Genomic DNA, 21827 nt, shown 5'->3' on the forward strand with positions numbered 1-21827 from the left:
GAAACCGGGTCGGCGTTACGGTGAACGAGCCGGAACGGTCGCCGCCACTCGTTCCGAATCGTCGGGGTCGGAGACGATTTCGGGAACGGTTCCGGCCTCGGCGGCCGCCCGGTACTGATAGCCCCAGAACGCGGCGAAGACGTAGCTCGCGTACGTCGAGACGAACACTGGGCCGACCAGCGTGAGGAACGACGCCAGCCAGAGCACCGTCGCCGCGAATCCGAGGGCGACCGAACCAGCGAACGCCGCCAGATAGCGCGTCGAGAACGCGAACGCGCCGGCATAGCGGCCGGTGAACGCCCGCGTGATTCGCCCCGTCACCGCGTATGCGGTCAGCACCGCCGGTGTGACGTAGAGGCCCGCGAGCGCCGTCAGCGCCACCGCGAAGTCAGAAAGCGGGCTGGCGAGACCGATCTGTTCTGCCACCGCCGCGACGGTCGCGCCGACGACGACGGTGACGATGGCGAGGGCGACTGTCGCGACGGCCAGCCGCAGACCGTCGACGAACAGGCGGCCGAACGCCTCGAACTCCGGGGGGTCCTCCCGCCCGTTCGCGGCCCACTCGGTCAGGCGGAAGACGTAGCCGTAGGTGAACAGGCCGACAGGCGGGACGGCCGCGCCCACGAGCGAGATGATGCTCCCCAGCAAGAACGGCTCGTATCCGGCCCGAGCGGGGTAGTACAGCCCGAAGGAGAAGCCATCGCGCTCGTAGGGGTCCGCGTCCTCGTCTCCGCCCGTCTCGGTCCGTCGCCGCGGCTCGTGGGTATCGACGATTTCAGCGGTTTCACGGGCCTCGTTGGCGGGAGACGCGTCGTCAGCCTCACCTGCCGGTTCGTGTCGCTTGATCCCACACTGCGGACAGAAGGCGTCGTCGGTGGCAACGGCGGCTCCGCAGGCCGTACAGTGTGGCATACACTGGCGCTTCGACCGGCGGGAGTATCGTTCTTTCGACGCGACAGGTCACGCCGCTGGTGCGAGCCGCCGCTCAGGCGTTGGCGATGGAGCGCAGAATCTCGCCAGCGTCGTCCAGCGCGTCGTCTAGCGCGTCCCCGTCGGGACCGCCGCCCTGTGCGAAGTCAGAGGGGCCGCCACCGCCACCGCCGACGCGACCGGCGAGTTCGCCGACGACCGCACCGGCGTCTACGTCCACGCCATCGGGGACGGCGACGACGAACTGCGCGCCGTCACGCCCGGAGCCGAGCACGGCGATGTCGCCCTGTTCGACGATAGCGTTGGCCTGCGCGCGGAGTTCGTCCATGTCGGCGTCGATGCGCTGGACGACCGCGGTGGTGTCGCCGACGTCGACCTCCTCGGTGTCCGCGCCGCCGGCCGCGCGGGCCTCCGCGAGTTGCTCCTTGAGATCCTCGATCTCCTTGCCACGAGCCTTCCACTCGTCGAAGAAGCGCTCGGCCGTCTCGGGGACTGCCTCCGGAGCCACGTCGAGAACCTCGGCGGCTTCGTAGAGGGCGTCCTCGGTGCGCTGGGTGGCCTCGATGGCGGCGTCGCCCGCGGCGAAGGTCAGGCGGATGACGCCGTCCTGAATCCGCTCGGTGCCCAGTAGTTTGATGGTCCCTATGTCGCCGGTGCGGGCAACGTGGGTGCCGCCGCAGGCCTGGATATCCTCTGCGACCTGAATCAGGCGGATCTGCTCGCCGGCCGGGATGCCGCCCTGATAGAGGTCGAAGCCGTGTTTCTTCTCGGCCTCGTTGCGGTCGGGCCACTCCTGTGTGACCGGGACGTTGTCCTGGACGAGGTCGTTGGCCACCGACTCGATCTCCTTGACCTGGTCGCGCGTGACCGACTCGTAGTGGCGGACGTCGATGCGCGAGGAGTCGACGCCCTTCTGTGCGCCGGCCTGGCGGATGTGGTCGCCGAGCACCTGCCGGGCGCTGTGGACGACGATGTGGGTCGCCGTGTGGTGTTGCATCAGGCGCTTGCGCCGCGTGGCGTCTACCTGCCCGCGGACGAACTCGCCCTTGCCGGGGTCGGCGTCGACGGTGTGGACGATGACGTCGTCGTAGCGCTGGACGTCCTCGACCTCGGCGGTCACGTCGTCCGTCGAGAGCGTCCCGTGGTCGGCCGGTTGCCCGCCGCCTTCGGGGTAGAACATCGTCTGGTCCAACACGACGTCGAACCGCTCGTCGTCGCGGTCGAACACTTCGAGGACGACGGCCTCGAATTCGGTGCGCTGCTGGTCCTCGTAGTAGAGCTGGTCCGTGTCCGGAAGCTCCGCGAGGCGGTCGGCGTAGGGCACGCCCTCGGTCTCGTCGGCGTCGGTCTCACCGCCGTGGCGTTCGGCGACGACCGAGTAGAAGTCGTCGGGCACGTCTACGCCAACATCCTTCTCGGCGGCAATCTCCTCGACCATGTCCGGCTGGATGCCGTGGGAGTCGTACAGTTCGACGAGTTCTCCGACCGGGATCGGCTCGCCTTTCTCGGCGTACTCGTCGGCGAGCTGGCGGACGCGGCGGCCGCCCCTGTCGAGGGTCTCGCGGTACTTCTCGACCTCCGTGCGGACGATGTCGCGGATGGTATCGCGGTTCTCGTAGTCCAGGCGGTCGGCCTGCATGTCGACCAGTTCGTCGAGCGGTGCGTCCACGCCGACGTTGTCGACCAGCCGCTTGGTGCGACGGAGGACCATCCGCGCGAGATAGCCCGTCCCGACGTTCGAGGGGACGATGCCATCCCCGAGCATGTACGCGAGCGTCCGGCAGTGGTCGGCGATGGCGTAGATGTCCTCTAAGGGAGCCATCAACTCGAGCAGTTCGTCGATGCTGACGCCGACGTGTTCGGCGATGGTGTCCCGTTCGGCCTCGATGTCTTCGGCCTCGTCGATGTCCATCCGGCCCGCCAGCTTCGCGGCGTTGTGGACGATGGCCTCCTCCTCGTCGGACAACTCGACGCCGGCGTTGTCCTTCAGGAACTCGATCATGTCGGGATAGACGGCCTCGTAGACGGTCGGCGTCCCCTGAGAGACCCACGTCCAGCGTTCGAGTCCGTAGCCGGTGTCGACGACGTAGGTGTCCATCTCCGAGTAGCGGTTTCCGTCTTTCATCTCGATGTCGCCGTCGGGGTCCTGCTCTAAGGACATGAAGACGAGCGTCGCCAGTTCCGCGCCCTCGTAGATGACCTCGAAGGCCGGTCCGGCGTTGCCGCCGCCGACCCACGGGTCCTCGATGAGCGTGAGTTCGTCGACGTCCGCACCCAGCTCCTCGAACAGCTCGACGCAGTAGGCGACAGTCTCCTCCTTCCAGTAGACTTCGCCCTCGTAGGCGTACTCCTCGGGGTCCTCGATATGTTCGCGGGCGTTGAACGCGTGGTGGGCCATCATCTCGAAGGCCATCGTGTGTCGCCCGGTCTTGCCGACGTTGTCGATGTCCTGCATCCGGATGCAGGGCTGGCTAATACACAGCGGGTTCGCCGGCGGCGGCGTCGTCCCGCTGGTCACCAGCGGCTGGAAGTCGTAGATCGACGCCTGTGTCAGCAACACGTCGTCGCGCCAGCGGTTGGCGGCGACCGGGTACGGGTCGATGCGGGTGTGGCCCCGCTCCTCGAAGAAGGAGAGGAACGCCTCGCGCATCTCTGACAGCGAGAACGCCTCGTCGAAGCCGGGATTGTCGATGAACCCGTACTCCGCACAGGGGGGCTCGCCGCAGGTGTCGCGGTCGGCCCGCGACCAGAACATGTCGCCGCACTCGCTACACTCCTGTCGGGTGAATCCCGACTCCTCGAAGTAGTCGAGTTGGTAGGCGTCCGAGAGGTCACTCATTGGCGTACTGTTGGCCCAGCAGCGGGTAAAACAGTTCCGAAGGGGTAGTCCGTGTGTCCCGAGCGTTCACACCGCCACCGCAGAACCGCCCGAGAGCGTCTTCGGGACGACGATGCGCTCGACGGTCGTCGCGCCCGACGTGGTCGTGATGCGAACCGTCGCCGTCTCGCCCTCCGCGAGTTCCTCGCCGAACTCGTTGCCGCCCGTGACGACACCGGCATCGTCATCGCCGAGGTCTAGCGTAATCGTGAATCGGTCTTCCGTCGAGTCGAGGACGGGCAGCGATCTGTCGTCGTCCTGCACCGTCGAGACGCCGAAGCGGCCGTCGGGGTCGCCCGACGCGCCGCTCTCGGCCAGTTGGTAGTACGACCCGCTGGGACCGACCCACTGCACCGTCGCCTGTCCCAAATCGACGTTGCCCGACCCGGGTGCTTTCTTGATCGTGAGGCTCACCACACCGACCTCCCCGTCTTGAAAGTGACTTCCCGTCGCGCTGACAACCTGGACGCGGTTGGTCGTCGAATCGCTCGATTCCTGTCCGGTCGCCTCCGCGGAGTTCTGGAGGAAGCCCGCCGTGTTGATGAGGACGCCCGCCGCGATGGCGGCGACCAACACCATCGCGATGAACACGATGAGGGTCCCGATACCCACCTGCCCCCGCTCGTCCGCCCGCTCCTCTCGCAAACGATACATTTCAATCAGTGATATCGTCTCGACCGCTCGTGTATAAACCTGCGTGAGTGATTATCGGTAGTGAAAACTCGACTGTGACATCCTGTACCGCGACGGAACGCCATCGGCACCTCCCTCACGAGTCGTTTCCTGAACCCGCAGGTATCGCGGTTTTTCGTTCGGTAATCGAGGGAAACCGACCGCCGGCGGAACGATAAGACGACGATACCGAGCGACAGCGACGAATAACTAACCTCTGCGGTTCGCTCTCTCCGAATACACCCGGGCGAAGCGCCGGGAACCGGCCCGCCCAGTTCACTACCATGAACCGACGCACACTGACGAAAGGACTACTCGCGTTGACGGGAATGGCCGTTACTGAGACGACCAGCGCACAGCAGCGGTGGCGCACACTCCGCATCGAGAACACGGTAAACCGACGCAACGTCGTCGATGTATGGGTGACCGGAGACGTCCGACGCGGCGACGAGACCGAAGACGTAGATAGCGCCGACGACGGCCGCATACGGTCCGTACTCACGGACCGGAGCGCCGCTGACACGTTCGAGTTCACGGGCCGGATTCGACGGATTCGGTGGAGCGAAGCCGAGCCCAGAGCCTTCGTCGACGGGGACCGAATCGACCCCGAGGAGTACCGGGACGACGATGACGACGACTGGCAGGTGATGCGCGTGTTCAACACCGTCGACAGGCGCAACGTCGTCGACATCCGCGTTACCGGTGACGTACGGAAAGGCGACGAGGCCGAGCGCGAAGACGTCGCTCGCCGCGGCTTCGCTCGCTCGGTGCTGTCGGACCGGAGCGCGGTCGACTCCTTCGAGTTCACCGGCCGCATCACCGACGTCTCGTGGTCCGAACGGCGGCCGCGCATCGCCGTCGACGGCCGGACGGTAGACCTAGATCGGTTCGACGACGATGACGACGACCGCGACCTGCCGAGTTACCTCCGCGTCACCGGCCCCCGGAGCGGTTCGGTCCGCGTGTACGTCCGCGTGACCGGACGTATCGACGCTCTCGCCGGCGACGAGGGCGACTCATCCCCGCGAGTAGCCGACGTCCGCGTCGGCGGGCAGTCGTACCCCCGCGTCCGCGAGTTCCGCTACAGCGGTCGCATCTTCCAACTCGCGACGGCAGAAGGCGACGTCGCTATCGACATCCAGCAACGGGACGACTGAGACCGCAGAAACCGCCCGCAGCGTGTCTATTCGGGTTGGGCGAGCGAGGCCAGCATCGCCTCTAACTGCACTGTCTCGTTGGCCCCCTGCGTGATGCGGTAGTCCGTCTCGCCGACGCGTTCGAGGATGCGGACCGCCGCCTCGTCGTCCACGTCGAACTCCCAGACCGACCGGTGTAACTGGTCGATGACGTCGCCGCCGGCGATGCCCTCTTCGGTGAGCAAGCGGTCGAGCGTCGCGCGAGCGGCCGTGAAGTCGCCGTCGAGTGCGGACTGGACCATCTCGTGAATCTCCTCGGGGCGGGCCGTCGAGGTGATGGCGTACACGGCCTGTTCGTCCACCGTGTCGCCACTGACCGACGCCGCCTGCAGGCCGTTGATTGCTTTCCGCATGTCCCCGCCGGCGGCGTAGACCAGCGCGTCCAGTCCGTCGTCGGTGAGTTCGATGCCCTCCTCGTCGGCGATGTGGCGAATCTCGGCTTCGACGGCCTCGTCCGACAGCGGCGAGAACCGGAAGACGGCACAGCGTGACTGGATGGGGTCGATAATCTGACTGGAGTAGTTACACGAGAGGATGAAGCGAACGTTGGTCGAGAACTGCTCCATCGTTCGGCGCAGGGCTGACTGGGCGTCTGAGGTAAGGGCGTCGGCCTCGTCTAAGAAGATGATACGGTACTCGTAGCCACCAAAACTGGTCCGCGCGAAGTTCTTGATGCGGTCCCGCACCACGTCGATGCCGCGTTCGTCGGAGGCGTTCAGTTCGAGGAAGTTCTCCTGCCAGTCGTCGCCGTACAGCTCGCGGGCGATGGCCGTCGCACAGGTGGTCTTGCCCGTCCCCGCCGGCCCCGAAAATAGCATGTGCGAGAGGTCGTTGCGGTCGACGTAGCTCTGGAGTCGGCCCACGATGTCCTCGTGACCCATCACGTCTCCGAGCCGTTCGGGTCGGTACTTCTCTATCCACACCTCTTCGCGTCCCGCCCGCGACTCGGACTCGGCCTCGCTCATAGTCTGTGGGAAGCGTGGACCGCCCTTAAACGAACCGCTAGCAGTGTTTGGGTAGCCGGCATTGGTGCAGACTGTCGCCCCCTTTCTGGCTGTTCGCTGCTAGCCGATACACTCAAGCCGCCCATCACGATACACACGGCCATGAACGTCACCGTTGAGGTGGCCGGCGAGGACACCCACGAACTCACCGTGGCCGACGACGCCACCTACGCCGACTTGCTCGGGCCGCTGGATCTCTCACCGCACGAGGTGTCGGTGCTGGTCGAGGACCGGACCGTGCCGACCGACCAGCCGGTCGAGGCCGACCGCGTGCGCGTGGTCCGCCTCATCAAGGGAGGGTGAGCGTGCGCGTCCGTGAGGCGACGGCAAAGGACCTGCCCGACGTGATGAACGTCCTCGACGGCGCGGCGCTCTCCAGTGACGTAGCGAGCGTTCGAGAGAGCACGGCGTCCGGGGGAACGCTCGTCGCGGTGTCCGAAGACGGCGAGCGCATACTGGGTGCACTCGTCCTCGACGGGAGTCACATCGTCGCCGTCGCGGTCCGTCGCCGTCGGCGAGGACAGGGTATCGGAACGGCGCTGGTCGAAGCGGCTGGAGCGCGGCGAGCGCGACTGACGGCGGCGTTCGACGCCGACGTGGCCCCCTTCTACCAAGGACTGGGGTTCGAAATCGAGGACAGCGACGAGCCCGGGCGACGGCGGGGCGAGCGGTCACTTCCTGTCGAGTAGAACGATACGTTTTTCTTCCACGGATGTGATGGACGCACGGAATATGCCAGCCGCCCAGTGCTCCACCGCCGAGTCCGCCCGAGAGGACCGGATCATCGCGTTCCTCGTCGATTTCGTCCTGTTGACCATCGTCACGGTGCTAATCTGGGGGGTGTTCGCAGTAGTTTCGATGGGTCTCAACTTCGTCGGGATGAGTGCCGCTGGTCCCGACAGCACCGCCGCCGTCGCGGGGACGTTCCTCCTCGGGCTCGCGCTCTCCGTGCTCCAGTGGGGCGTCATCGGCCTCGCTGTCGGCAGCTATTTCGTCTACTTCCTGAATGACCGCGGGCAGACGTTCGGAATGGGCCTGACCGACGTGGTCGTCGTGAGCGAGGACGGCACAGCAATCACACGAGAGCAGGCGATAAAGCGGACGCTGGTGCTGCTCGCGCCGATGCCGCTGATGGCGCTCGTCAGCGTCGTCGTCCCGCTCGTCGGGTTCCTACTCGCGCTGTTCATGATGGTCGGGTGGCTCGCTGTCGAGGCGCTCCTCCTCGTTACCGACGACGACGCACAGCGACTCGGCGACCGGGTGGCCGGGACGCTCGTCGTCGAGTCGGCCGCCTGACCCGCTGCGTCGAGTCACGCCGTGCCCGCTCAGTTCGTCCGGCCAGCCAACTCCTCGATAGCCAGCTCGTAGAGTGTCAGCTCTACCGCCTCTAAGGCCTCGTCGAAGATTCGTATCGGCGCGAACCGCTCGTTGATACTGACGGCGTCGTAGGCCGGGTCGTCGGCCGGGACTTCCCCCACCGGGCCGCGAGCGAGGACGCTCCACCCCTGCTGTCCGTCGGGGTCGTCCGTGGCCGCGACCTCGTAGACGACGTAGGTCGCCGTCTCGGTCGTCTCGATGTAGGCGGCCTTTCGGCTGTCGGGCGTCTCCCCCAGCCTGAAGTACAGCGTACCGTTCTCGTAGTGGTGAAACACCGGGATGGCGTAGGCGTCACCGCCGTCGGCCAGCGAGAGCACGCCGTGAGGCGTCTCCTGTAAGTGTTGCTCCACCTCGGCTTCGGTCATCCCCTCGGTGTAGGCGAACTCGACATCGGGATCCATGCCAACCGTACGCACGCCGAGCGTTTAAACGAGCGGTGCGACGAGTTCTCGGCCAGCCGACAGCAGTTCGTCCAGACGCTCGTCGCTACTGGCCTCGGCATAGACGCGGAGTTTCGGTTCCGTTCCCGACGGTCGGACCAGCACCCACGTCCCGTCGGCCAGTCCGATCTTGAACCCGTCGACGGTGTTGACGTCGTCGACTGACTCTCCGGCCACCGAGTCGGGCAGTTCCGACTCCAGTTCGTCGAGGACCGGCGCTTTTCGGTCCTCGGGGCAGTCGACGCTGATTCGGCCCTGATGAATCTCGCCGTGTTCTGAGAGCAGGCGGTCGACGCGGGCGTCGAGTGATTCCTCGTGCTCGGCAGCGGCCGTCACCAGCGCCAGCAACACGCCGTCCTTGTTGCGGAGGTGGTCAGCGAGGCCGAATCCGCCCGACTCCTCGCCGCCCATCAGGGCGTCGTGGTCGGCCATCGCCTGTGCGACCCACTTGAAGCCGACGGCGGTCTCGTGGACCGACTGGCCGTGGGCCTCGGCGACCCGGTCGACGATGCTGGACGTGGAGACCGTACGAACCACGTCACCCGACCGGGATTCGAGGAGGTAGTCGTACATCGCCGCGAAGTAGAGGTTCGGGTCGAGGTAGCCCCGCTCGGGCGTGACGATGCCGAGACGGTCGGCGTCGCCGTCGTTGACGACCCCGAGGTCGGCGTCGCCCTCGCGGACGCGCCGAATCAGCTCCTCGACGTTCTCGGCGGTCGGTTCCGGCGACCCGCCGCCGAAGTCGGGGTCCTGGGTGTCCCGCATCGCCGTTACGTCCGCGCCGGCGCGTTCGAGGAGTGCGCTCGTGACGCCGCGACCGCTCCCGTGCATCGCGTCGTAGGCGACCGAGAGGCCGGCCAGATCGGCGTCGGCGTACTCGATAGCGTGGTCGGCGTAGTCGGCGACGAGGTCTTCCTCGGTGACGGTCCCCCACTCGTCTTCGGGCAGTGACTCGGGGTCGGCGAGGTTCGAGACGATGTCCTCGGTCGTCTCGGGGAGCCCCGGCGCGCCCGAACTCGGGATGAACTTCACGCCGTTGTACTCCGGTGGGTTGTGGCTCGCGGTGATCTGGAGCGCCCCGGCCAGCCCGCGCTCTTTGACCGTCCACGCGACGGCCGGCGTCGGCGTGTCCCGGTCGGAGACGAGCACGTCGAACCCGTTGGCACACAGCACGCGAGACAATTCCTCGGCGAACCCGCGAGAGGTCTCCCGAGCGTCGTAGCCGACGGCGACCGTCCCCGCCTCTCCCTGTTCTCGAAGCGTCGTGGCGACGGCCTGACCGACCATCCGCACGCGTGGCGCGGTGAACTCGTCTAACGTCGCTCGCCACCCGTCGGTGCCGAAGGTTATCGCCGCGGCGTCGTCTTCGTCCATGGACGACAACTCACAGGGGGCCGGCAAAAAATCACCCGTCGTCGCGGGGGTCGAGCGAGTCGGGCGACGGTGACTACCCGGTCACCGCGGACTGCTCTCCCCCTCGACCAGCCGCTCCTTTCGGGCCCGAGAGAACTGCTTTATCTCGTACTCACGGGACATGGCGGCCGACTTCGACTCGAAGCGTTCGACGTGGACGAGTTCGACCGGTGTCCGACCGCGCGTGTACTTCGCGCCGTCGCCGTCGTCGTGTTCGCGCACCCGTCGCTCCACGTCGGTCGTGTAGCCGGTGTAAAAACTCCCGTCACTACACCGCAGGACGTACGTGTAGTGACCAGGGCTCCGCGTGGTGGTCATCGCACGATGCGGGCGGCCCAGTGGGCCTCACACTTGGTGGGCGCGTTCTTTCGACACCTCGGCGATGCCAGCGTTCGCCGAGCAGTTCGGACAGGCCCGGATATCGCCGCTCTCGGCCGCGAATACACGGGCGAACTGGTCCGAAACGTGTGCGCCGCAATGATTACATTCAGGCATCGTGTTCGTCGGCAACACCACTGCCGACATCCGAATCGAGGGGGTCCGGAGGCATATTCGTTTACCCAATTATGTAGGTATTCTCTCCCAATTTCCAGTTCGTCAGTCATCTGTGGTTCGGGCGTCGTCGACCTGTCTGGCGATGAGCCCCGCTTGTGCGCCGGCGGTAAAACCCGCATCGACGTTGACCACCGAAAGCGCGGTGCAAGACTGGAGCATCCCCGAGAGGGCCGCCTCGCCTTCCCCGGCGTGGCCGTACCCCGTCGAGACCGGCAAGCCGATGACCGGCGTATCGACGAGGCCGGCGACAACGGTCGGAAGCGCCCCCTCCCGGCCCGCCGCAACGACGAGGACGTCCTGGTCGCGCAGTCGGTCCACCGCGTCGATGGTCCGGGCGAGGCTGGCGACGCCCACGTCGGTGATTCGCGTCACCCGTGCGCCCATCTCGCGGGCCATCATCGCTGCCTCACCCGCCGGGATGGCGTCGGACGTGCCGGCGGTGACGACGGCGACGGCGGCGTCGAGTTCCGGCCGGTCGAAGGTAGGTGCCGTCGCAACGAGCCAGTTCGACCGCTCGTTCCAGCGTACCGTCGCATCCGGTTCGAGCGTCGCCAGTTCGTCTCGGACGGCAGACGCCGCCGGAGGGTCGATACGCGTGACGACGGCCCTCCCGGTCGTCTCGACGGCCGTCGCCGCGAGATCGGCGATCTCGTTCGGGGTCTTTCCGTCGCCCAGTACCGCTTCCGGGATGCCAGAGCGCGTTTCGCGGGCCGCGTCGAATCGGCCAGCGCCGCTCGTGGCGTAGCCGGCGAGTCGTGTCTCGGCCTCGGCGGGGGTCAGGTCGCCCGCCGCGACCGCATCGAGTACGTCGCGCATGCCAACCCCTCGGTGGCCGGGCTACTCCTATTCGTCGGTCCACGACGAGCGCGCGCGAGGACAGGAATTCCGGGGGCTGACTCTCATACAAGTCGTTTTCCCCGGCGTATGCAAACTCACCCCGCGATCCCCCCGCCAAGACGGCCCTTTATATGGAGGAACGCGGCCAAAAACCTCTCAAACCCCCGTGAATACCGGCGAGAGCGAACACATTGGGGAAAGTATTTAAGCAGCCCCTTCGGATGAGGTGAGTGTATGGCAGACCTAATCGTCAAAGCCGCTGTGAAGGAAGAGCTCGATGACATGAACGTTGCCTCGGACTTCTACGACGCCCTGGACGAGGAAGTCGAGGAACTGCTCTCGGACGCAGCCCGCCGAGCCGAAGAGAACGACCGCAAGACGGTCCAGCCGCGCGACCTGTAAGGTCGGCTCTTCAACCAGTCTTTCTTTCGACGGAAACCCCGAGTAGCGACGGCACTGTCCGCAATATTGCACCGTTCGACAGCGATAGCGACAGCGCCGGTCGACTACGGCTCCTGGATAGTAACGCCGTCCTCGCTCCCGACGTACACGGCGTCAGCCAGTCCGATAAACAGGCCGTGTTCGACGACGCCTGGTACCGCAGAGAGGGACGCCGCGAGCCTCTCGGGGTCGGCTATTGCTCCGAACTCGCAGTCCAAGACGAGGTTGCCGTTGTCGGTGACGACCGGGCCGTCCTTTCGCTCGGCCTGCCGGAGATCGGGGTCGCCACCCAGCGACTCGATACGTTCGGCGACGGTCGACCGGGCAGCCGGGAGTACCTCGACTGGAACCGGATACGAGAGCGTCTCAGCCACCTTCGTGGGGTCGGCTACGACGAGGAAGCGGTCGGCGCTTGCGTCGACAATCTTCTCGCGGGCGTGGGCCGCGCCGCCGCCTTTCACGAGGTCGCCGCCAGCCACCTCGTCGGCTCCGTCGATGGCGACGTCGACGCTGGCCTCGTCTAGGTCCGCGAGCGGAATCCCGTGTTCACGGGCGAGTTCGCGGGACTGGAAGGAGGTGGGGACGCCGACCACGTCCAGTCCGGCGTCGACCTGCCGCCCGATAGCGCGGATGGCGTGAGCAGCGGTGCTGCCGGTCCCCAGCCCGACGACCATCCCATCTTCGACCGTCTCGGCCGCCGCCTCGCCGGCCGCGCGTTTCGCCGCGTCGGAGCCGCCCTGTTTCATGGGCGAACGTCGCGCCGAGGCGGACAAAACGTTTGTTCTCCCGAGCGCTCGGGACGTGAACAGTCCACAGCGTGGGTCACGATAGCGATATCCGCGGCGTGGCCGGTATCCTTTTGCGCTCGCCGGACGCCCTCCCAGTATGACTCTGTTCGGGACCAGTGGCATTCGTGGACCGGTCGGTGAAACGGTAACGGCGGACCTCGCGCTGTCGGTCGGCCGGGCGGTCGGCGTCGACAGCGACCGCGTCGTGGTGGGACGTGACCCGCGAGAGAGCGGCGAGTTCCTCCAGTCGGCGCTCGTCGCGGGCTTACGCGAGAGCGGGACCGACGTAGTGGACGTGGGGCTGGCGGCGACACCGACGGTCGGCCGCGCGGTCGGCTGGCACGACGCCGACGCCGGCGTCTCCATCACTGCGAGTCACAACCCGCCACAGGACAACGGGCTGAAACTCTGGCAGCCGTCGGGACAGGCCTTCGACGCCGAGATGCGCGAGACCATCGAGGGCCGCATCCACGAGGGCGCGTTCGACCCCGCCGACTGGGACGACGGAGGCAATCTCGAATCGGCCGACGCCCGCGCACCCCACGCTGCGGCTATCCAAACGGCACTCGACGCCGACTCGCTCGACAGCGACGTGATCGTCGACGTGGGCAACGGGGCCGGCGGCGTCACCGTCGACGTGTTACAGTCGTTGGGCTGTCACGTCGAGACGCTCAACGGCCAACCGGACGGGGCGTTCCCCGGTCGGCCGAGCGAACCGACCCCCGAGAACTGCGAGTCGCTGGCGACGCTCGTCGAAGTCTCGGACGCCGACGTGGGGATCGCTCACGACGGCGACGCCGACCGGATGCGCGCGGTAGCGGGCGACGGCACCTACCTCTCCGGAGACGTCTTGCTCGCTATCTTCGCTCGCGCCGCCGCCGAGGCCGGCGAGCGAATCGCCGTCCCAGTCGATACGAGCCTCGCCGTCGCGGACCACCTCGCCGAGATTGACGTGGATGTCGAGTACACACCGGTCGGCGACGTCTACGTCGCGGAGGCCGCGAGCGAACCAGGCGTCGCCTTCGGCGGCGAACCGAGTGGCGCGTGGATATGGCCTGATCGGACGCTCTGTCCCGACGGCCCGCTGGCGGCCTGTACCGCCGTCGCGCTGGACGCCGAGCGCTCTCTCTCCGACCGAGCCGCCGATGTACCCGACTACCCCATCCGCCGGGACAACGTCGAAGTCGAGGACAAGGCGGCAGTGATGTCTCGGGTCCGCGACAGCGTCCTCGACGAATACGACGACGCGACGACCCTGGACGGCGTCCGCGTCGATCTCGGTGACGGCTGGTTCCTGCTGCGAGCCAGCGGCACGCAACCACTGATTCGCATCACCGCCGAGGCCCGCGAGGAAGCGCGAGCGGACGACGTGTTGGCCGCGGCCCGCGAGATTCTGACTGAGGCCCGCGAGTAACGAAGACGACCGCTCGTCTGTGACTGTCGGCACTCAGGTGCGAGCGAACGCCCCGCGCGAGTCACGGTCGCGGGGCGAGAGAATCGACGCTTCGACCCTAGTTATCCGCGTCGTGTCGACCGGGCCTCTCGGACGTCGGCCCCGTCCCGGATCTTGTCCTCACACTGCGGGCAGACCCGCGGTTTCTCGACCCCGTTCGGCGTAAAGACACGCGCGTAGTCAGCCGTTACAAAATTACCGCAGTTCTGGCATTCCGGCATACACCTGCGAAGAACGCACTATATCGTCTTAATTGTTGGTGGTTTGGTAAATGCTGACACACCGGACACGTTACGGCCGCGAGCGTAGTCAGAACTCGCTCGTGACCGTGCCGTCCTCTGCGAGTTCGATGACGCCGTCGAAGCGCTCGCGGAACGCGTCGACCGTCTCCTGGTCGTGAACCTCGTCGGCGAGGTGGAACAGGCCGACGGCGTCGTACTCTTCCAGCAGTTCGAGGATGTCGGCGACGGCCTCTAGGGCGCGTTCCTCGTCGGCGTAGTAGATGAGTTCGGTGACGGAGTCGAAGCTCACGCGCAGTTTGCCGTCGTGTTCCGCCAGAAACGCCTCCGTCTCCTCGACGATTCCCTCTAGGTCGTCCGGTGCAGAGGCATAGCGGACGTTCTCGGACTGACGACGAGTGTATCCACGCTCGACCGAGAGCGTATCGAGGATGGTCGCACTCTCCTCGTCGACCTCGTAGTACTCCAGTTTCTGCTTGACCTCGCGGGCGGTCGTCCGAGTCGAGATGACCAACATCGCGTCGGTGTCCGTCGCGAGGAACTCCGTGTCGATTCGGTCCGTCTCGCCCGTACTCGGGTGCAAGAGGAGGATGCCGGTCCCGCCCTCGACGCTGTCTGGCGTGTTGTCGATAGCCAGCGTATACTCCATATGAGCGGGAAAGCGGGGGGACGCGCATTAAGTCTGCGGGTCTCGCTAGTAGTGGTTGGGTACGTAGCGCTCGCTGGAAACAACGTTTCAAACAGCCAGAAAATCCCCGACGCTTGCCGAGCGTCCGACCCCTTTCAGTCCCACCCGGTTGAATATTCCATGGGGCGGGACTGAAAGGGACGGTTGCGTGGCGGCGAAGCCGCCACGTTAATCGCGGTCGGCTGTGCCGACCGCGCTGGCTACACGAACCCCGGCGTTCGCGGCGCTATGCGCCGCGTGCTCGGGAGAGCAACGCTCTCCCGGTGACGTAAGGACCACAGCGAACGAAGTGAGTGAGGACCGCAGCGAGCCGCAGGAGTCTCGTGAGCGAAGCGAACGAGGCCTCGATAGACGAACGGAGTGAGTCTACCGGCGGTGTAGCGCACCGGGGCTTTCTGGCTGTTCTCGGTGTTTTCGCTCTCCGGTTCGGCACGGCCAACAAACCCGACTCCTAGAACACGCTGTCGGCGGTGGCGGCCCCGACGACGCTGAAGATGGCACCGACGGCGACGGCTTTTAGCGTCGTCACGGTGATCGACATCGACGTGGGATTCTCCAGGATCTCGTTTTCGACGAGGAAGGTGTCGGGCGCGGTGAAGACCAGCGCCAGTACCGCCACCGACCCGAAGGAGACGAGCATCAGCGAGACGAAGCGGACGGGGACGCCGGCGACCTCCGCTTCGCGTTCGAGTTCGCGGTCGGCGTCGGCCTTGTACAGCGCTCCGTAGCCGATGGCAAAGACGATGGCGGCCACGAGCGCGGCGTGATAGAGCGTCATGTTCGCCGCCAGCACCCACACCTCCTCGGTGACGACGAACGGCCCGGCGAGCAGGAATCCCCCGACCACCTGCTGGGCGGTGTCGGCGAGTCGGTAGCGGCGGCGGCGACGGCGCATATCAGTTCGTGGCTACCCTCGTGTAAAACTCTCTCGGAGTTTCGGGAGACGGCGCGAGTCGAAGGGCGTTTTGCCCCGGCCACCCCACGGATGATCATGAGCGTCAGCGACGAGTTCGACGACTGGGCGGCACGTGGGAAAGACCGCGGGATGGAGGACCGACACTGGCACACCGCGAAACACGTCCTCGCGCGGATGCCCGTCGAGGCGGGCGACACCGTGCTGGACCTCGGCTGTGGCAGCGGCTACGCCGGTCGCGCGCTCAAAGAGACGAAAGACGCCGGCCGAGCGTACGGCATCGACGCCTCGCCGTCGATGGCCGAGAACGCCCGGTCGTACACTGACGACCCGGACGTGGGCTACCTCGTCGGCGACTTCGAACACCTTCCCTTCGAGTCCGACAGCATGGACCATTGCTTCTCGATGGAGGCGTTCTACTACGCCAGCGACCCGAATGCCGTCTTAGCGGAAGTGGCTCGCGTCCTGCGTTCCGGCGGGACCTTCCACTGTGCGGTGAACTACTACGAGGAGAACACGTATTCACACGCGTGGGACGACCTCGTGGACGTGCCGATGACTCGCTGGAGCGCCGCCGAGTACCGCGATGCCTTCCGCGACGCCGGCCTCTCGGTCGCCGTTCAGGACAACGTGCCCGACCGCGAGATCGAGATTCCGGCCGAGAGCGAGTTCCCGACCGAGGACTGGGATACCCGTGAAGCGATGGTCGAGCGCTACCGGGAGTTCGGGACCCTCGTCACCGTCGGCGTCGCACCCTAATCTCGCCGACTCGCCGCCTCCGATACGAGAACTGTGCTCGCAGGAACGTTTTAGTCACCCGCTCGGAAAGGTAGGGCGTGGTTACGCAGCAGCGACGGTACGTACTCGCGGGCTTGCTCGTCGGACTGGGGCTGGTGACGACAGTGCTCTTATCGAGCGTGCTGGCGACCGTCTTCTTCGCGATAACCGTCGCTTACGTCCTCTTTCCACTCTCAGAGTGGTTCGTCGGCCACGGCCTCTCGGATCGTCTCGCGGCGGCGGTGACGACCGTCGTCGCCTTCGTCGGTGGGTCGCTCGTCCTCCTCCCGCCGGCCGCTGTGTTGTACTTCCGTCGCCGTGACCTCATCGGGTTCCTTCGACAAATTCCCGACTCGGTGACGCTCGTCTTCGGCGAGATGCGCTATACTATCGACATCGGGGCGGCACTGATGGACGCCGTCGGTTTTCTCGGGAGCTTCGCGGTCAGTCTCGCCAGCGCGGCCCCCATCCTCGCGCTGAAAGTCGTGCTGTTTACAATACTCGTCTACGCGATGCTGTGGCAGCCGAACGCCCCCGGTCACGTCGTGTATCGGACAATTCCGTCACCGTACCACGACGTCGTCACTCGCTTTCACGAGCGGTTGCGCGGGACGCTGTACGCCCTCTACGTCCTGCAAGCGGCGACGGCCTTCGGGACGTTTGTGATGGCGTGGATCGTCTTCGCGATACTGGGCTATCAGAGCGCGTTCTCGCTCGCGGTCGTCGCCGGCATCCTCCAGTTCGTCCCCGTGGTCGGGCCGAGCGTGGTGGTCGTCGCCATCGCTGCCGCGGACGCGGTCATGGGCGACCTCGTCGGCGCGCTGTTAGTCGGGGTGTTGGGACTCGTCCTCGTCGGCTTCCTCCCCGACGCGGTCATCCGACCGCGACTCGCTCGCTACACGACGGGGATGCCCGCCAGCCTCTACTTCGTCGGCTTCACCGGCGGCGTGCTGTCGCTCGGTCTCGTCGGGTTCATCGCCGGCCCGGTCGTCGTCGCTCTCTTGGTCGAGGCGGCGAACTTACTGGCTGAGGAACGCGGGCCGGAACAGCAACCGCTCACGTGAGTCGGACTCACTCCGGCGCTCCGAGGCCCCGCTTCACTCGACCTCGCTCGTTTCGAGTGGCCGATCTTCCGCTTCCCATTCGGTGAGGCTCCCCTCGTAGAAATCCACGGCTTCGAAGCCCAAGTGCCGGAGGACGACGTAGGTGTGGCTGATGCGCCGGGCCGTGTTGCAGTAGAGGACGACGCGCTTCTCGGGGACGATACCGGCCGATTCGAGGACGGCGAGCGCGTCCTCTCGGGGGAGGATGCCGCGGGTCTCGTCGTCGACGAGGTCGCGCCAGTCCAGCAGCACTGCCCCGGGGATGTGACCCGCGGCGTACTCCTCGTCTTCGCGGGTGTCGACGAGGACGGCGTCGGAGTCGTCCGCCGCGTCGGCTACCGTCTCAGCGTCCACGAGTGGTGTCGTCTCCGGCGGGGAGACACTGTACTCCGTCGGCTCTACGTCAGGGGCTTCGCTCTCCGTCTCGCGTTCGAGTTGCCAACTGGAGAAGTCGCCGTCGAGCAGGTGGAGTCGCTCGGGGTCGTGGCCGAGCAGTTCGGCGGTGACGAGAAAGCGCGCCGCGAAGACGCCGTGGTGGTCGTCGTAGGCCAGTATCTCGCTGTCGGCGTCGATACCCGCCGCCGAGAGCAGGGTGGCCCACTCGTCGTCGCTCGGTAGCATGCCCTCGCCGCCGGAGCCAGTCCGGAACTCGTCGAAGGGGACGTTCACGGCCCCCGGCAGGTGGCCGAGGCCGTCGTACTCCCAGCCGTCGCGAACGTCGACGATGCGCAGGTCCGCACCCTGATCGGCGACCCACGAGGCGGAGACGATGTCTGTCATTGCCCGCCGATTCCCGCTCCGGCCGCTTGAAGACTCTCATCGGGACCGGTCGAAGGTGCTGGCAACTGTTGCCGGATATGGCGCGGCTCGGTTTCCGAAATCGGCGAAACGGCTACCCCGTCTCCCATCCGGAGCGATTCGCTGCGGTGGGCCACCGGCGAGCGGCCCTCTGATAGGGGCAACATATGCCGACAGAGGGGAGGAGTGGTCGTACATGCCGACACTCGTGGTAATATATGGGTGGTGGACCAACGGTTCAACGCACTATGACTGAATACGCCAACGACGTGCTCGTCTCGGCCGACTGGGTCAGCGAGCGCCTAGACGAGTTCCAGAGCGACGACGCTGATCTCCGCCTCGCGGAGGTCGACGTCGACACGGAGCTGTACGACGAGAGCCACATCCCCGGAGCCATCGGCTTCAACTGGGAGACAGACCTCCAAGACCAGACGACACGGGACATCCTCTCGAAGGAGGACTTCGAGGACCTGCTCGGTTCCAACGGCATCAGCGAGGACTCCACCGTCGTCCTCTACGGTGACAACTCCAACTGGTTCGCCGCCTACACCTACTGGCAGTTCAAGTACTACGGCCACGACGACGTCAAACTCCTCGACGGCGGCCGCGAGTACTGGGTCGAGAACGACTACGAACTCACCGACGAAGTCCCCGAGTTTTCGGAAGTCGACTACGACGCGTCCGGCCCGCGAGAGTCCATCCGCGCTTACCGCGACGATGTCGAGAACGCCATCGAGCGCGACCTTCCTCTCGTCGACGTTCGCTCGCCCGAGGAGTACTCCGGCGAGATCCTCGCACCCCCTGGACTGCAGGAGACGGCCCAGCGCGGCGGCCACATCCCCGGTGCCGAGAACATCTCGTGGGCGGCCGTGACCAACGACGACGGCACGTTCAAGAGCCGTGACGAGCTCGAAGAGCTCTACGCCGAATACGGTATCGACGGCGACTCGACGACGGTAGCCTACTGCCGTATCGGCGAGCGTTCGTCAGTCGCGTGGTTCGCGCTTCACGAACTGCTCGGCTACGACGACACCATCAACTACGATGGCTCGTGGACCGAGTGGGGCAACCTCGTCGGCGCGCCCATCGAGAAAGGCAACTAATCGGCGAGAATGGCGAGGCCGAGTACGCGACAGCGCGCGAGGCCTCGTGGCGAAGCGGCGAGCGGAGCGAGCCGTGGAGCAGGACGAAGCGTCTTCGAGCAGTAGTTCCTTTCTCGCAGAGAAGGGCGAGGCCGAGTGAAACGAGACCTCGAATCGGAGCGGGGAGCGAGGCCGCGTCAGCGGCCTCGGCGAGTCGAGCGGGCGACACCCGCGAGACAGCGACCCGTGGAGAAAGGCAACTGCGGGACGACTTCGACCATTTTTCGGCCTGCCTGTGACCGACTAGCCGGTTGCACAGCCGGTGTCGAGCCGCTCGCTACGTGCTCCTCTCAGTACCTGAACGTGGCGCTGCCGACCAAAATATCGGTTGCGAGGGGCCGATCCGTTCAGAACGACACTGGGGTACGATTCCAACCGGGGTCGTTCCCAGTGCGGTCGAGGAGGTCGGCCCGACACGCCGGGCAGTAGTCCGGGGTGGTCGATTCGCTCCGAGGAACGTACACCGCGCCGCCGCACTCCACGCACGCATCCGCGACGATAGTCGTGCAGTCCGCACAGACGTTGAAGTCGTCAACTGTGAGGTCGCGTAGGGGTTCGAGTTGTTTGTGCAGGTGGTACTCGTCGATGACCGACTGACAGTTGTGGCACGGTTTCATGGCGATGCACCTTGGACCATGTTAGCATACTATAAATAGCTACGTCCCAGAATTGGTAGACTTCCGACAATACTCGGGAGTAGCCGTCGACCGAAGCCGGTGTCGACGCCCATCGGTCAGTAGCGCAGCACCATCCGTTTGGGTCGTCGTGCGGCGACCACCCGTGCAGCGGCCAACGTTCAAGTCTACAGCGCCCCTTCTGACACTGTGGACCGACAGGAACTCGAAGCGACGCTCCGCGAACAGTTCGGCGACGAGGACGACCTCGCCGCCGTCGTCGCGCGACAGGCGCGTGACCTCGCGGACGCCCAGCAGTTCGAGGCGGACTTCGACGGCGAACTGACCGTCGAGACGGTCGTTCGGAACTTACGGGACGCCCCCGAGGACTACTCGCTCGTCGAGCGATGGAACTGGTGGTTGGGCGCGCTCGACCTCTCTCACGGCGGCTACGCTCGTTTCAGCGTTCGACCGGACGTCGATACGCGATCGTAGGGTTTCGAACCGGCCGACGGTTCGGACGGGGACCGCACTGCCAGCGTTAGAATACGTCGAAGCCGTGTGCCTCTCGTGCGTGGTCAAGGAGGTCGTCCGTGGTGTCGAACTCCTCACCGCAGCTGCACGTGTGGTACGTTGTCGGGGGTTGCTGGCTTGTCGCCATGACGTCCTTACGTTATCGACCAATCATAATAATTGTTTGTGTGGTTGTGGTACGCAAACTCACACGGGTAGGTATCCCACGGCAGAGCGGGCCTGTCGACCGAATCCTCGTTTCGCCGTGTTACCGTCCTGTTGCCGTGTCTATAGGTTTTTGGCGCTCGGCGACGTAGTTTCTCCATGTCATCGCGATTCAGAGCCGCAGTCGGGACGCTCGCTGCCGCACTCGCGCTGTGGGTCGGGTGGGGACTGTACGCCACTCGCTCGACCGAACAGGTTCCCTACGAGACGGTGGACCGACTCGACGGCGTCGAGATACGGCATTACCCGAAAACGGTGCTCGTCGAGACGACCGCATCCAGCGCCAACGCCGCGTTTCGACGGCTCTTCCAGTACATCTCCGGCGCGAACGAGGGGAGCGAGGGCATCGAGATGACCGCCCCAGTCGAAACCGACGGGGCGACCATCGGGATGACCGCGCCCGTCCGAACCGGGACTGACGTCTCGATGACGACGCCGGTTCGCACGGATAGGGACGACGACGAGGAGAGGGCGGTTCGCATGGCGTTTTATCTCCCGGCGTCGTACACGCCGGCGACCGCGCCGGTACCGACCGACCCCTCCGTCCGACTGGTCGTCGACCCGCCGCGGACGGCCGCCGTCCGCGAGTTCGGCTGGTACGCCACTGACGGCCGCGTCGCTCGCGAACGCGAGGCGCTCTTTGCGACGCTCGCTGACCGGGGTATCGAAACGCGTGGCGACCCGACGTTGCTCCAGTACAACGACCCGTGGACGCCGCCGTTCATGCGTCGCAACGAGATCGAAGTGACTGTCGACGAGCGGTCATTTCCGAGCGGGGGTGAGACGTAGCCAGCGTCGACCGCTGCCGTCAAACTTTGATTTGCCGCCCAT

The 21827-nt window shown here is 66.0% G+C and carries 26 protein-coding genes; 11 read left to right on the top strand and 15 right to left on the bottom strand.

Annotated features, from left to right (window positions below):
• Positions 1 to 15: 15 nt before the first annotated feature.
• From E4S61_RS20230 to E4S61_RS20240, 3 genes are all read right to left on the bottom strand, one after another.
• Positions 16 to 912, bottom strand: a complete 897-nt coding sequence (locus E4S61_RS20230; protein ID WP_135305740.1) for a DUF4013 domain-containing protein — start codon at positions 910 to 912, stop codon at positions 16 to 18.
• 73 nt (positions 913 to 985) lie between these two features.
• Positions 986 to 3769 (bottom strand): alanine--tRNA ligase, encoded by a 2784-nt coding sequence (gene alaS, locus E4S61_RS20235; RefSeq protein WP_135305741.1) that lies wholly within the window; start codon positions 3767 to 3769, stop codon positions 986 to 988.
• Positions 3770 to 3835: 66 nt separating this feature from the next.
• Positions 3836 to 4462, bottom strand: coding sequence for an archaellin/type IV pilin N-terminal domain-containing protein (locus E4S61_RS20240; RefSeq protein WP_135305742.1), 627 nt, complete (start codon positions 4460 to 4462; stop codon positions 3836 to 3838).
• A gap of 302 nt (positions 4463 to 4764) precedes the next feature.
• Here E4S61_RS20240 and E4S61_RS20245 point away from each other — a divergent pair, with 302 nt between their 5' ends.
• Entirely contained in the window at positions 4765 to 5637 is an 873-nt protein-coding gene (locus tag E4S61_RS20245) for a hypothetical protein (protein ID WP_135305743.1), read from the top strand.
• A gap of 26 nt (positions 5638 to 5663) precedes the next feature.
• On the opposite strand, the gene E4S61_RS20250 is transcribed toward E4S61_RS20245, so the two are convergent.
• Complete coding sequence (locus tag E4S61_RS20250) at positions 5664 to 6641, bottom strand: replication factor C small subunit (RefSeq protein ID WP_135305744.1); 978 nt, start codon at positions 6639 to 6641, stop codon at positions 5664 to 5666.
• 141 nt (positions 6642 to 6782) lie between these two features.
• On the opposite strand from E4S61_RS20250, the gene samp2 reads away from it, so the two are divergent.
• Genes samp2 through E4S61_RS20265 form a run of 3 tightly spaced genes read left to right on the top strand, consistent with a single transcriptional unit; the run spans position 6783 to position 7976 of the window.
• Positions 6783 to 6983: a ubiquitin-like small modifier protein SAMP2 gene (samp2, locus tag E4S61_RS20255; protein WP_135305745.1), complete on the top strand. Its 201-nt coding sequence runs from the start codon at positions 6783 to 6785 to the stop codon at positions 6981 to 6983.
• Positions 6984 to 6985: 2 nt separating this feature from the next.
• Positions 6986 to 7369 (top strand): GNAT family N-acetyltransferase, encoded by a 384-nt coding sequence (locus E4S61_RS20260; RefSeq protein ID WP_135305746.1) that lies wholly within the window; start codon positions 6986 to 6988, stop codon positions 7367 to 7369.
• Between the two features lie 43 nt (positions 7370 to 7412).
• Positions 7413 to 7976, top strand: a complete 564-nt coding sequence (locus E4S61_RS20265; protein ID WP_167768594.1) for an RDD family protein — start codon at positions 7413 to 7415, stop codon at positions 7974 to 7976.
• Between the two features lie 29 nt (positions 7977 to 8005).
• On the opposite strand, the gene E4S61_RS20270 is transcribed toward E4S61_RS20265, so the two are convergent.
• From E4S61_RS20270 to larB, 5 genes are all read right to left on the bottom strand, one after another.
• On the bottom strand, positions 8006 to 8458 hold the full coding sequence (locus E4S61_RS20270) for a pyridoxamine 5'-phosphate oxidase family protein (RefSeq protein ID WP_135305748.1): 453 nt from the start codon (positions 8456 to 8458) through the stop codon (positions 8006 to 8008).
• Positions 8459 to 8482: 24 nt separating this feature from the next.
• Entirely contained in the window at positions 8483 to 9871 is a 1389-nt protein-coding gene (locus tag E4S61_RS20275) for a phosphoglucomutase/phosphomannomutase family protein (RefSeq protein WP_135305749.1), read from the bottom strand.
• An 81-nt stretch (positions 9872 to 9952) separates the two neighbouring features.
• Entirely contained in the window at positions 9953 to 10228 is a 276-nt protein-coding gene (locus E4S61_RS20280; RefSeq protein ID WP_135305750.1) for a GIY-YIG nuclease family protein, read from the bottom strand.
• A 27-nt stretch (positions 10229 to 10255) separates the two neighbouring features.
• Positions 10256 to 10405, bottom strand: a complete 150-nt coding sequence (locus E4S61_RS25665) for a DUF7563 family protein (RefSeq protein WP_167768595.1) — start codon at positions 10403 to 10405, stop codon at positions 10256 to 10258.
• Positions 10406 to 10507: 102 nt separating this feature from the next.
• Positions 10508 to 11281, bottom strand: a complete 774-nt coding sequence (gene larB / locus E4S61_RS20285; protein WP_135305751.1) for a nickel pincer cofactor biosynthesis protein LarB — start codon at positions 11279 to 11281, stop codon at positions 10508 to 10510.
• A 255-nt stretch (positions 11282 to 11536) separates the two neighbouring features.
• On the opposite strand from larB, the gene E4S61_RS20290 reads away from it, so the two are divergent.
• Positions 11537 to 11704: a DUF1931 domain-containing protein gene (locus tag E4S61_RS20290; protein ID WP_135305752.1), complete on the top strand. Its 168-nt coding sequence runs from the start codon at positions 11537 to 11539 to the stop codon at positions 11702 to 11704.
• 104 nt (positions 11705 to 11808) lie between these two features.
• On the opposite strand, the gene rpiA is transcribed toward E4S61_RS20290, so the two are convergent.
• Positions 11809 to 12489 carry a ribose-5-phosphate isomerase RpiA gene (gene rpiA, locus E4S61_RS20295; RefSeq protein WP_135305753.1) on the bottom strand — a complete coding sequence of 227 codons (681 nt, stop codon included), beginning with the start codon at positions 12487 to 12489 and terminating at the stop codon, positions 11809 to 11811.
• A gap of 139 nt (positions 12490 to 12628) precedes the next feature.
• Here rpiA and glmM point away from each other — a divergent pair, with 139 nt between their 5' ends.
• Positions 12629 to 13945, top strand: coding sequence for a phosphoglucosamine mutase (gene glmM, locus E4S61_RS20300; RefSeq protein WP_135305754.1), 1317 nt, complete (start codon positions 12629 to 12631; stop codon positions 13943 to 13945).
• A gap of 101 nt (positions 13946 to 14046) precedes the next feature.
• Here the strand turns inward: glmM and E4S61_RS27020 are convergent, their stop codons facing one another.
• The 3 genes from E4S61_RS27020 to E4S61_RS20310 form a co-directional block, all read right to left on the bottom strand.
• Positions 14047 to 14205 (bottom strand): DUF7563 family protein, encoded by a 159-nt coding sequence (locus tag E4S61_RS27020; RefSeq protein WP_044952319.1) that lies wholly within the window; start codon positions 14203 to 14205, stop codon positions 14047 to 14049.
• Positions 14206 to 14293: 88 nt separating this feature from the next.
• Positions 14294 to 14872, bottom strand: coding sequence for a DUF7090 family protein (locus tag E4S61_RS20305; RefSeq protein ID WP_135305755.1), 579 nt, complete (start codon positions 14870 to 14872; stop codon positions 14294 to 14296).
• 490 nt (positions 14873 to 15362) lie between these two features.
• Positions 15363 to 15806, bottom strand: coding sequence for a DUF2391 family protein (locus tag E4S61_RS20310; protein WP_135305756.1), 444 nt, complete (start codon positions 15804 to 15806; stop codon positions 15363 to 15365).
• 96 nt (positions 15807 to 15902) lie between these two features.
• On the opposite strand from E4S61_RS20310, the gene E4S61_RS20315 reads away from it, so the two are divergent.
• The gene (locus E4S61_RS20315) at positions 15903 to 16583 is read left to right on the top strand and encodes a class I SAM-dependent methyltransferase (protein WP_135305757.1); all 681 of its coding nucleotides are present in this window, start codon (positions 15903 to 15905) and stop codon (positions 16581 to 16583) included.
• A 77-nt stretch (positions 16584 to 16660) separates the two neighbouring features.
• Positions 16661 to 17665, top strand: coding sequence for an AI-2E family transporter (locus tag E4S61_RS20320; RefSeq protein ID WP_135305758.1), 1005 nt, complete (start codon positions 16661 to 16663; stop codon positions 17663 to 17665).
• 33 nt (positions 17666 to 17698) lie between these two features.
• On the opposite strand, the gene E4S61_RS20325 is transcribed toward E4S61_RS20320, so the two are convergent.
• Positions 17699 to 18484 (bottom strand): sulfurtransferase, encoded by a 786-nt coding sequence (locus tag E4S61_RS20325; protein ID WP_135305759.1) that lies wholly within the window; start codon positions 18482 to 18484, stop codon positions 17699 to 17701.
• A gap of 266 nt (positions 18485 to 18750) precedes the next feature.
• Between E4S61_RS20325 and E4S61_RS20330 the strand changes: the two genes are divergently transcribed.
• Entirely contained in the window at positions 18751 to 19605 is an 855-nt protein-coding gene (locus E4S61_RS20330) for a sulfurtransferase (RefSeq protein WP_135305760.1), read from the top strand.
• 386 nt (positions 19606 to 19991) lie between these two features.
• On the opposite strand, the gene E4S61_RS20335 is transcribed toward E4S61_RS20330, so the two are convergent.
• Positions 19992 to 20261: a DUF7571 family protein gene (locus E4S61_RS20335; protein ID WP_135305761.1), complete on the bottom strand. Its 270-nt coding sequence runs from the start codon at positions 20259 to 20261 to the stop codon at positions 19992 to 19994.
• A 207-nt stretch (positions 20262 to 20468) separates the two neighbouring features.
• Between E4S61_RS20335 and E4S61_RS20340 the strand changes: the two genes are divergently transcribed.
• Together E4S61_RS20340 and E4S61_RS20345 are read left to right on the top strand one after the other, a co-directional pair.
• The gene (locus E4S61_RS20340; protein ID WP_135305762.1) at positions 20469 to 20753 is read left to right on the top strand and encodes a hypothetical protein; all 285 of its coding nucleotides are present in this window, start codon (positions 20469 to 20471) and stop codon (positions 20751 to 20753) included.
• Positions 20754 to 21095: 342 nt separating this feature from the next.
• Positions 21096 to 21785: an SOUL family heme-binding protein gene (locus tag E4S61_RS20345; protein WP_135305763.1), complete on the top strand. Its 690-nt coding sequence runs from the start codon at positions 21096 to 21098 to the stop codon at positions 21783 to 21785.
• Positions 21786 to 21827: the final 42 nt, after the last annotated feature.

It is taken from the genome of Haloarcula amylovorans (assembly GCF_004681185.1).
Taxonomy (GTDB): domain Archaea; phylum Halobacteriota; class Halobacteria; order Halobacteriales; family Haloarculaceae; genus Haloarcula; species Haloarcula amylovorans.

Excerpts from the sequence above, each read along its gene's own strand:
- E4S61_RS20305 (WP_135305755.1), bottom strand. The coding sequence starts at position 14,872 with ATGGAGTATACGCTGGCTATCGACAACACGCCAGACAGCGTCGAGGGC.
- rpiA (WP_135305753.1), bottom strand. The coding sequence starts at position 12,489 with ATGAAACAGGGCGGCTCCGACGCGGCGAAACGCGCGGCCGGCGAGGCG.
- alaS (WP_135305741.1), bottom strand. The coding sequence starts at position 3,769 with ATGAGTGACCTCTCGGACGCCTACCAACTCGACTACTTCGAGGAGTCG.
- E4S61_RS25665 (WP_167768595.1), bottom strand. The coding sequence starts at position 10,405 with ATGCCTGAATGTAATCATTGCGGCGCACACGTTTCGGACCAGTTCGCC.
- E4S61_RS27020 (WP_044952319.1), bottom strand. The coding sequence starts at position 14,205 with ATGCCGGAATGCCAGAACTGCGGTAATTTTGTAACGGCTGACTACGCG.
- E4S61_RS20325 (WP_135305759.1), bottom strand. The coding sequence starts at position 18,484 with ATGACAGACATCGTCTCCGCCTCGTGGGTCGCCGATCAGGGTGCGGAC.
- E4S61_RS20290 (WP_135305752.1), top strand. The coding sequence starts at position 11,537 with ATGGCAGACCTAATCGTCAAAGCCGCTGTGAAGGAAGAGCTCGATGAC.
- E4S61_RS20345 (WP_135305763.1), top strand. The coding sequence starts at position 21,096 with ATGTCATCGCGATTCAGAGCCGCAGTCGGGACGCTCGCTGCCGCACTC.
- samp2 (WP_135305745.1), top strand. The coding sequence starts at position 6,783 with ATGAACGTCACCGTTGAGGTGGCCGGCGAGGACACCCACGAACTCACC.
- E4S61_RS20335 (WP_135305761.1), bottom strand. The coding sequence starts at position 20,261 with ATGAAACCGTGCCACAACTGTCAGTCGGTCATCGACGAGTACCACCTG.
- larB (WP_135305751.1), bottom strand. The coding sequence starts at position 11,281 with ATGCGCGACGTACTCGATGCGGTCGCGGCGGGCGACCTGACCCCCGCC.
- E4S61_RS20250 (WP_135305744.1), bottom strand. The coding sequence starts at position 6,641 with ATGAGCGAGGCCGAGTCCGAGTCGCGGGCGGGACGCGAAGAGGTGTGG.
- E4S61_RS20310 (WP_135305756.1), bottom strand. The coding sequence starts at position 15,806 with ATGCGCCGTCGCCGCCGCCGCTACCGACTCGCCGACACCGCCCAGCAG.
- glmM (WP_135305754.1), top strand. The coding sequence starts at position 12,629 with ATGACTCTGTTCGGGACCAGTGGCATTCGTGGACCGGTCGGTGAAACG.
- E4S61_RS20240 (WP_135305742.1), bottom strand. The coding sequence starts at position 4,462 with ATGTATCGTTTGCGAGAGGAGCGGGCGGACGAGCGGGGGCAGGTGGGT.
- E4S61_RS20280 (WP_135305750.1), bottom strand. The coding sequence starts at position 10,228 with ATGACCACCACGCGGAGCCCTGGTCACTACACGTACGTCCTGCGGTGT.
- E4S61_RS20330 (WP_135305760.1), top strand. The coding sequence starts at position 18,751 with ATGACTGAATACGCCAACGACGTGCTCGTCTCGGCCGACTGGGTCAGC.
- E4S61_RS20265 (WP_167768594.1), top strand. The coding sequence starts at position 7,413 with ATGCCAGCCGCCCAGTGCTCCACCGCCGAGTCCGCCCGAGAGGACCGG.
- E4S61_RS20245 (WP_135305743.1), top strand. The coding sequence starts at position 4,765 with ATGAACCGACGCACACTGACGAAAGGACTACTCGCGTTGACGGGAATG.
- E4S61_RS20275 (WP_135305749.1), bottom strand. The coding sequence starts at position 9,871 with ATGGACGAAGACGACGCCGCGGCGATAACCTTCGGCACCGACGGGTGG.
- E4S61_RS20270 (WP_135305748.1), bottom strand. The coding sequence starts at position 8,458 with ATGGATCCCGATGTCGAGTTCGCCTACACCGAGGGGATGACCGAAGCC.
- E4S61_RS20230 (WP_135305740.1), bottom strand. The coding sequence starts at position 912 with ATGCCACACTGTACGGCCTGCGGAGCCGCCGTTGCCACCGACGACGCC.
- E4S61_RS20315 (WP_135305757.1), top strand. The coding sequence starts at position 15,903 with ATGAGCGTCAGCGACGAGTTCGACGACTGGGCGGCACGTGGGAAAGAC.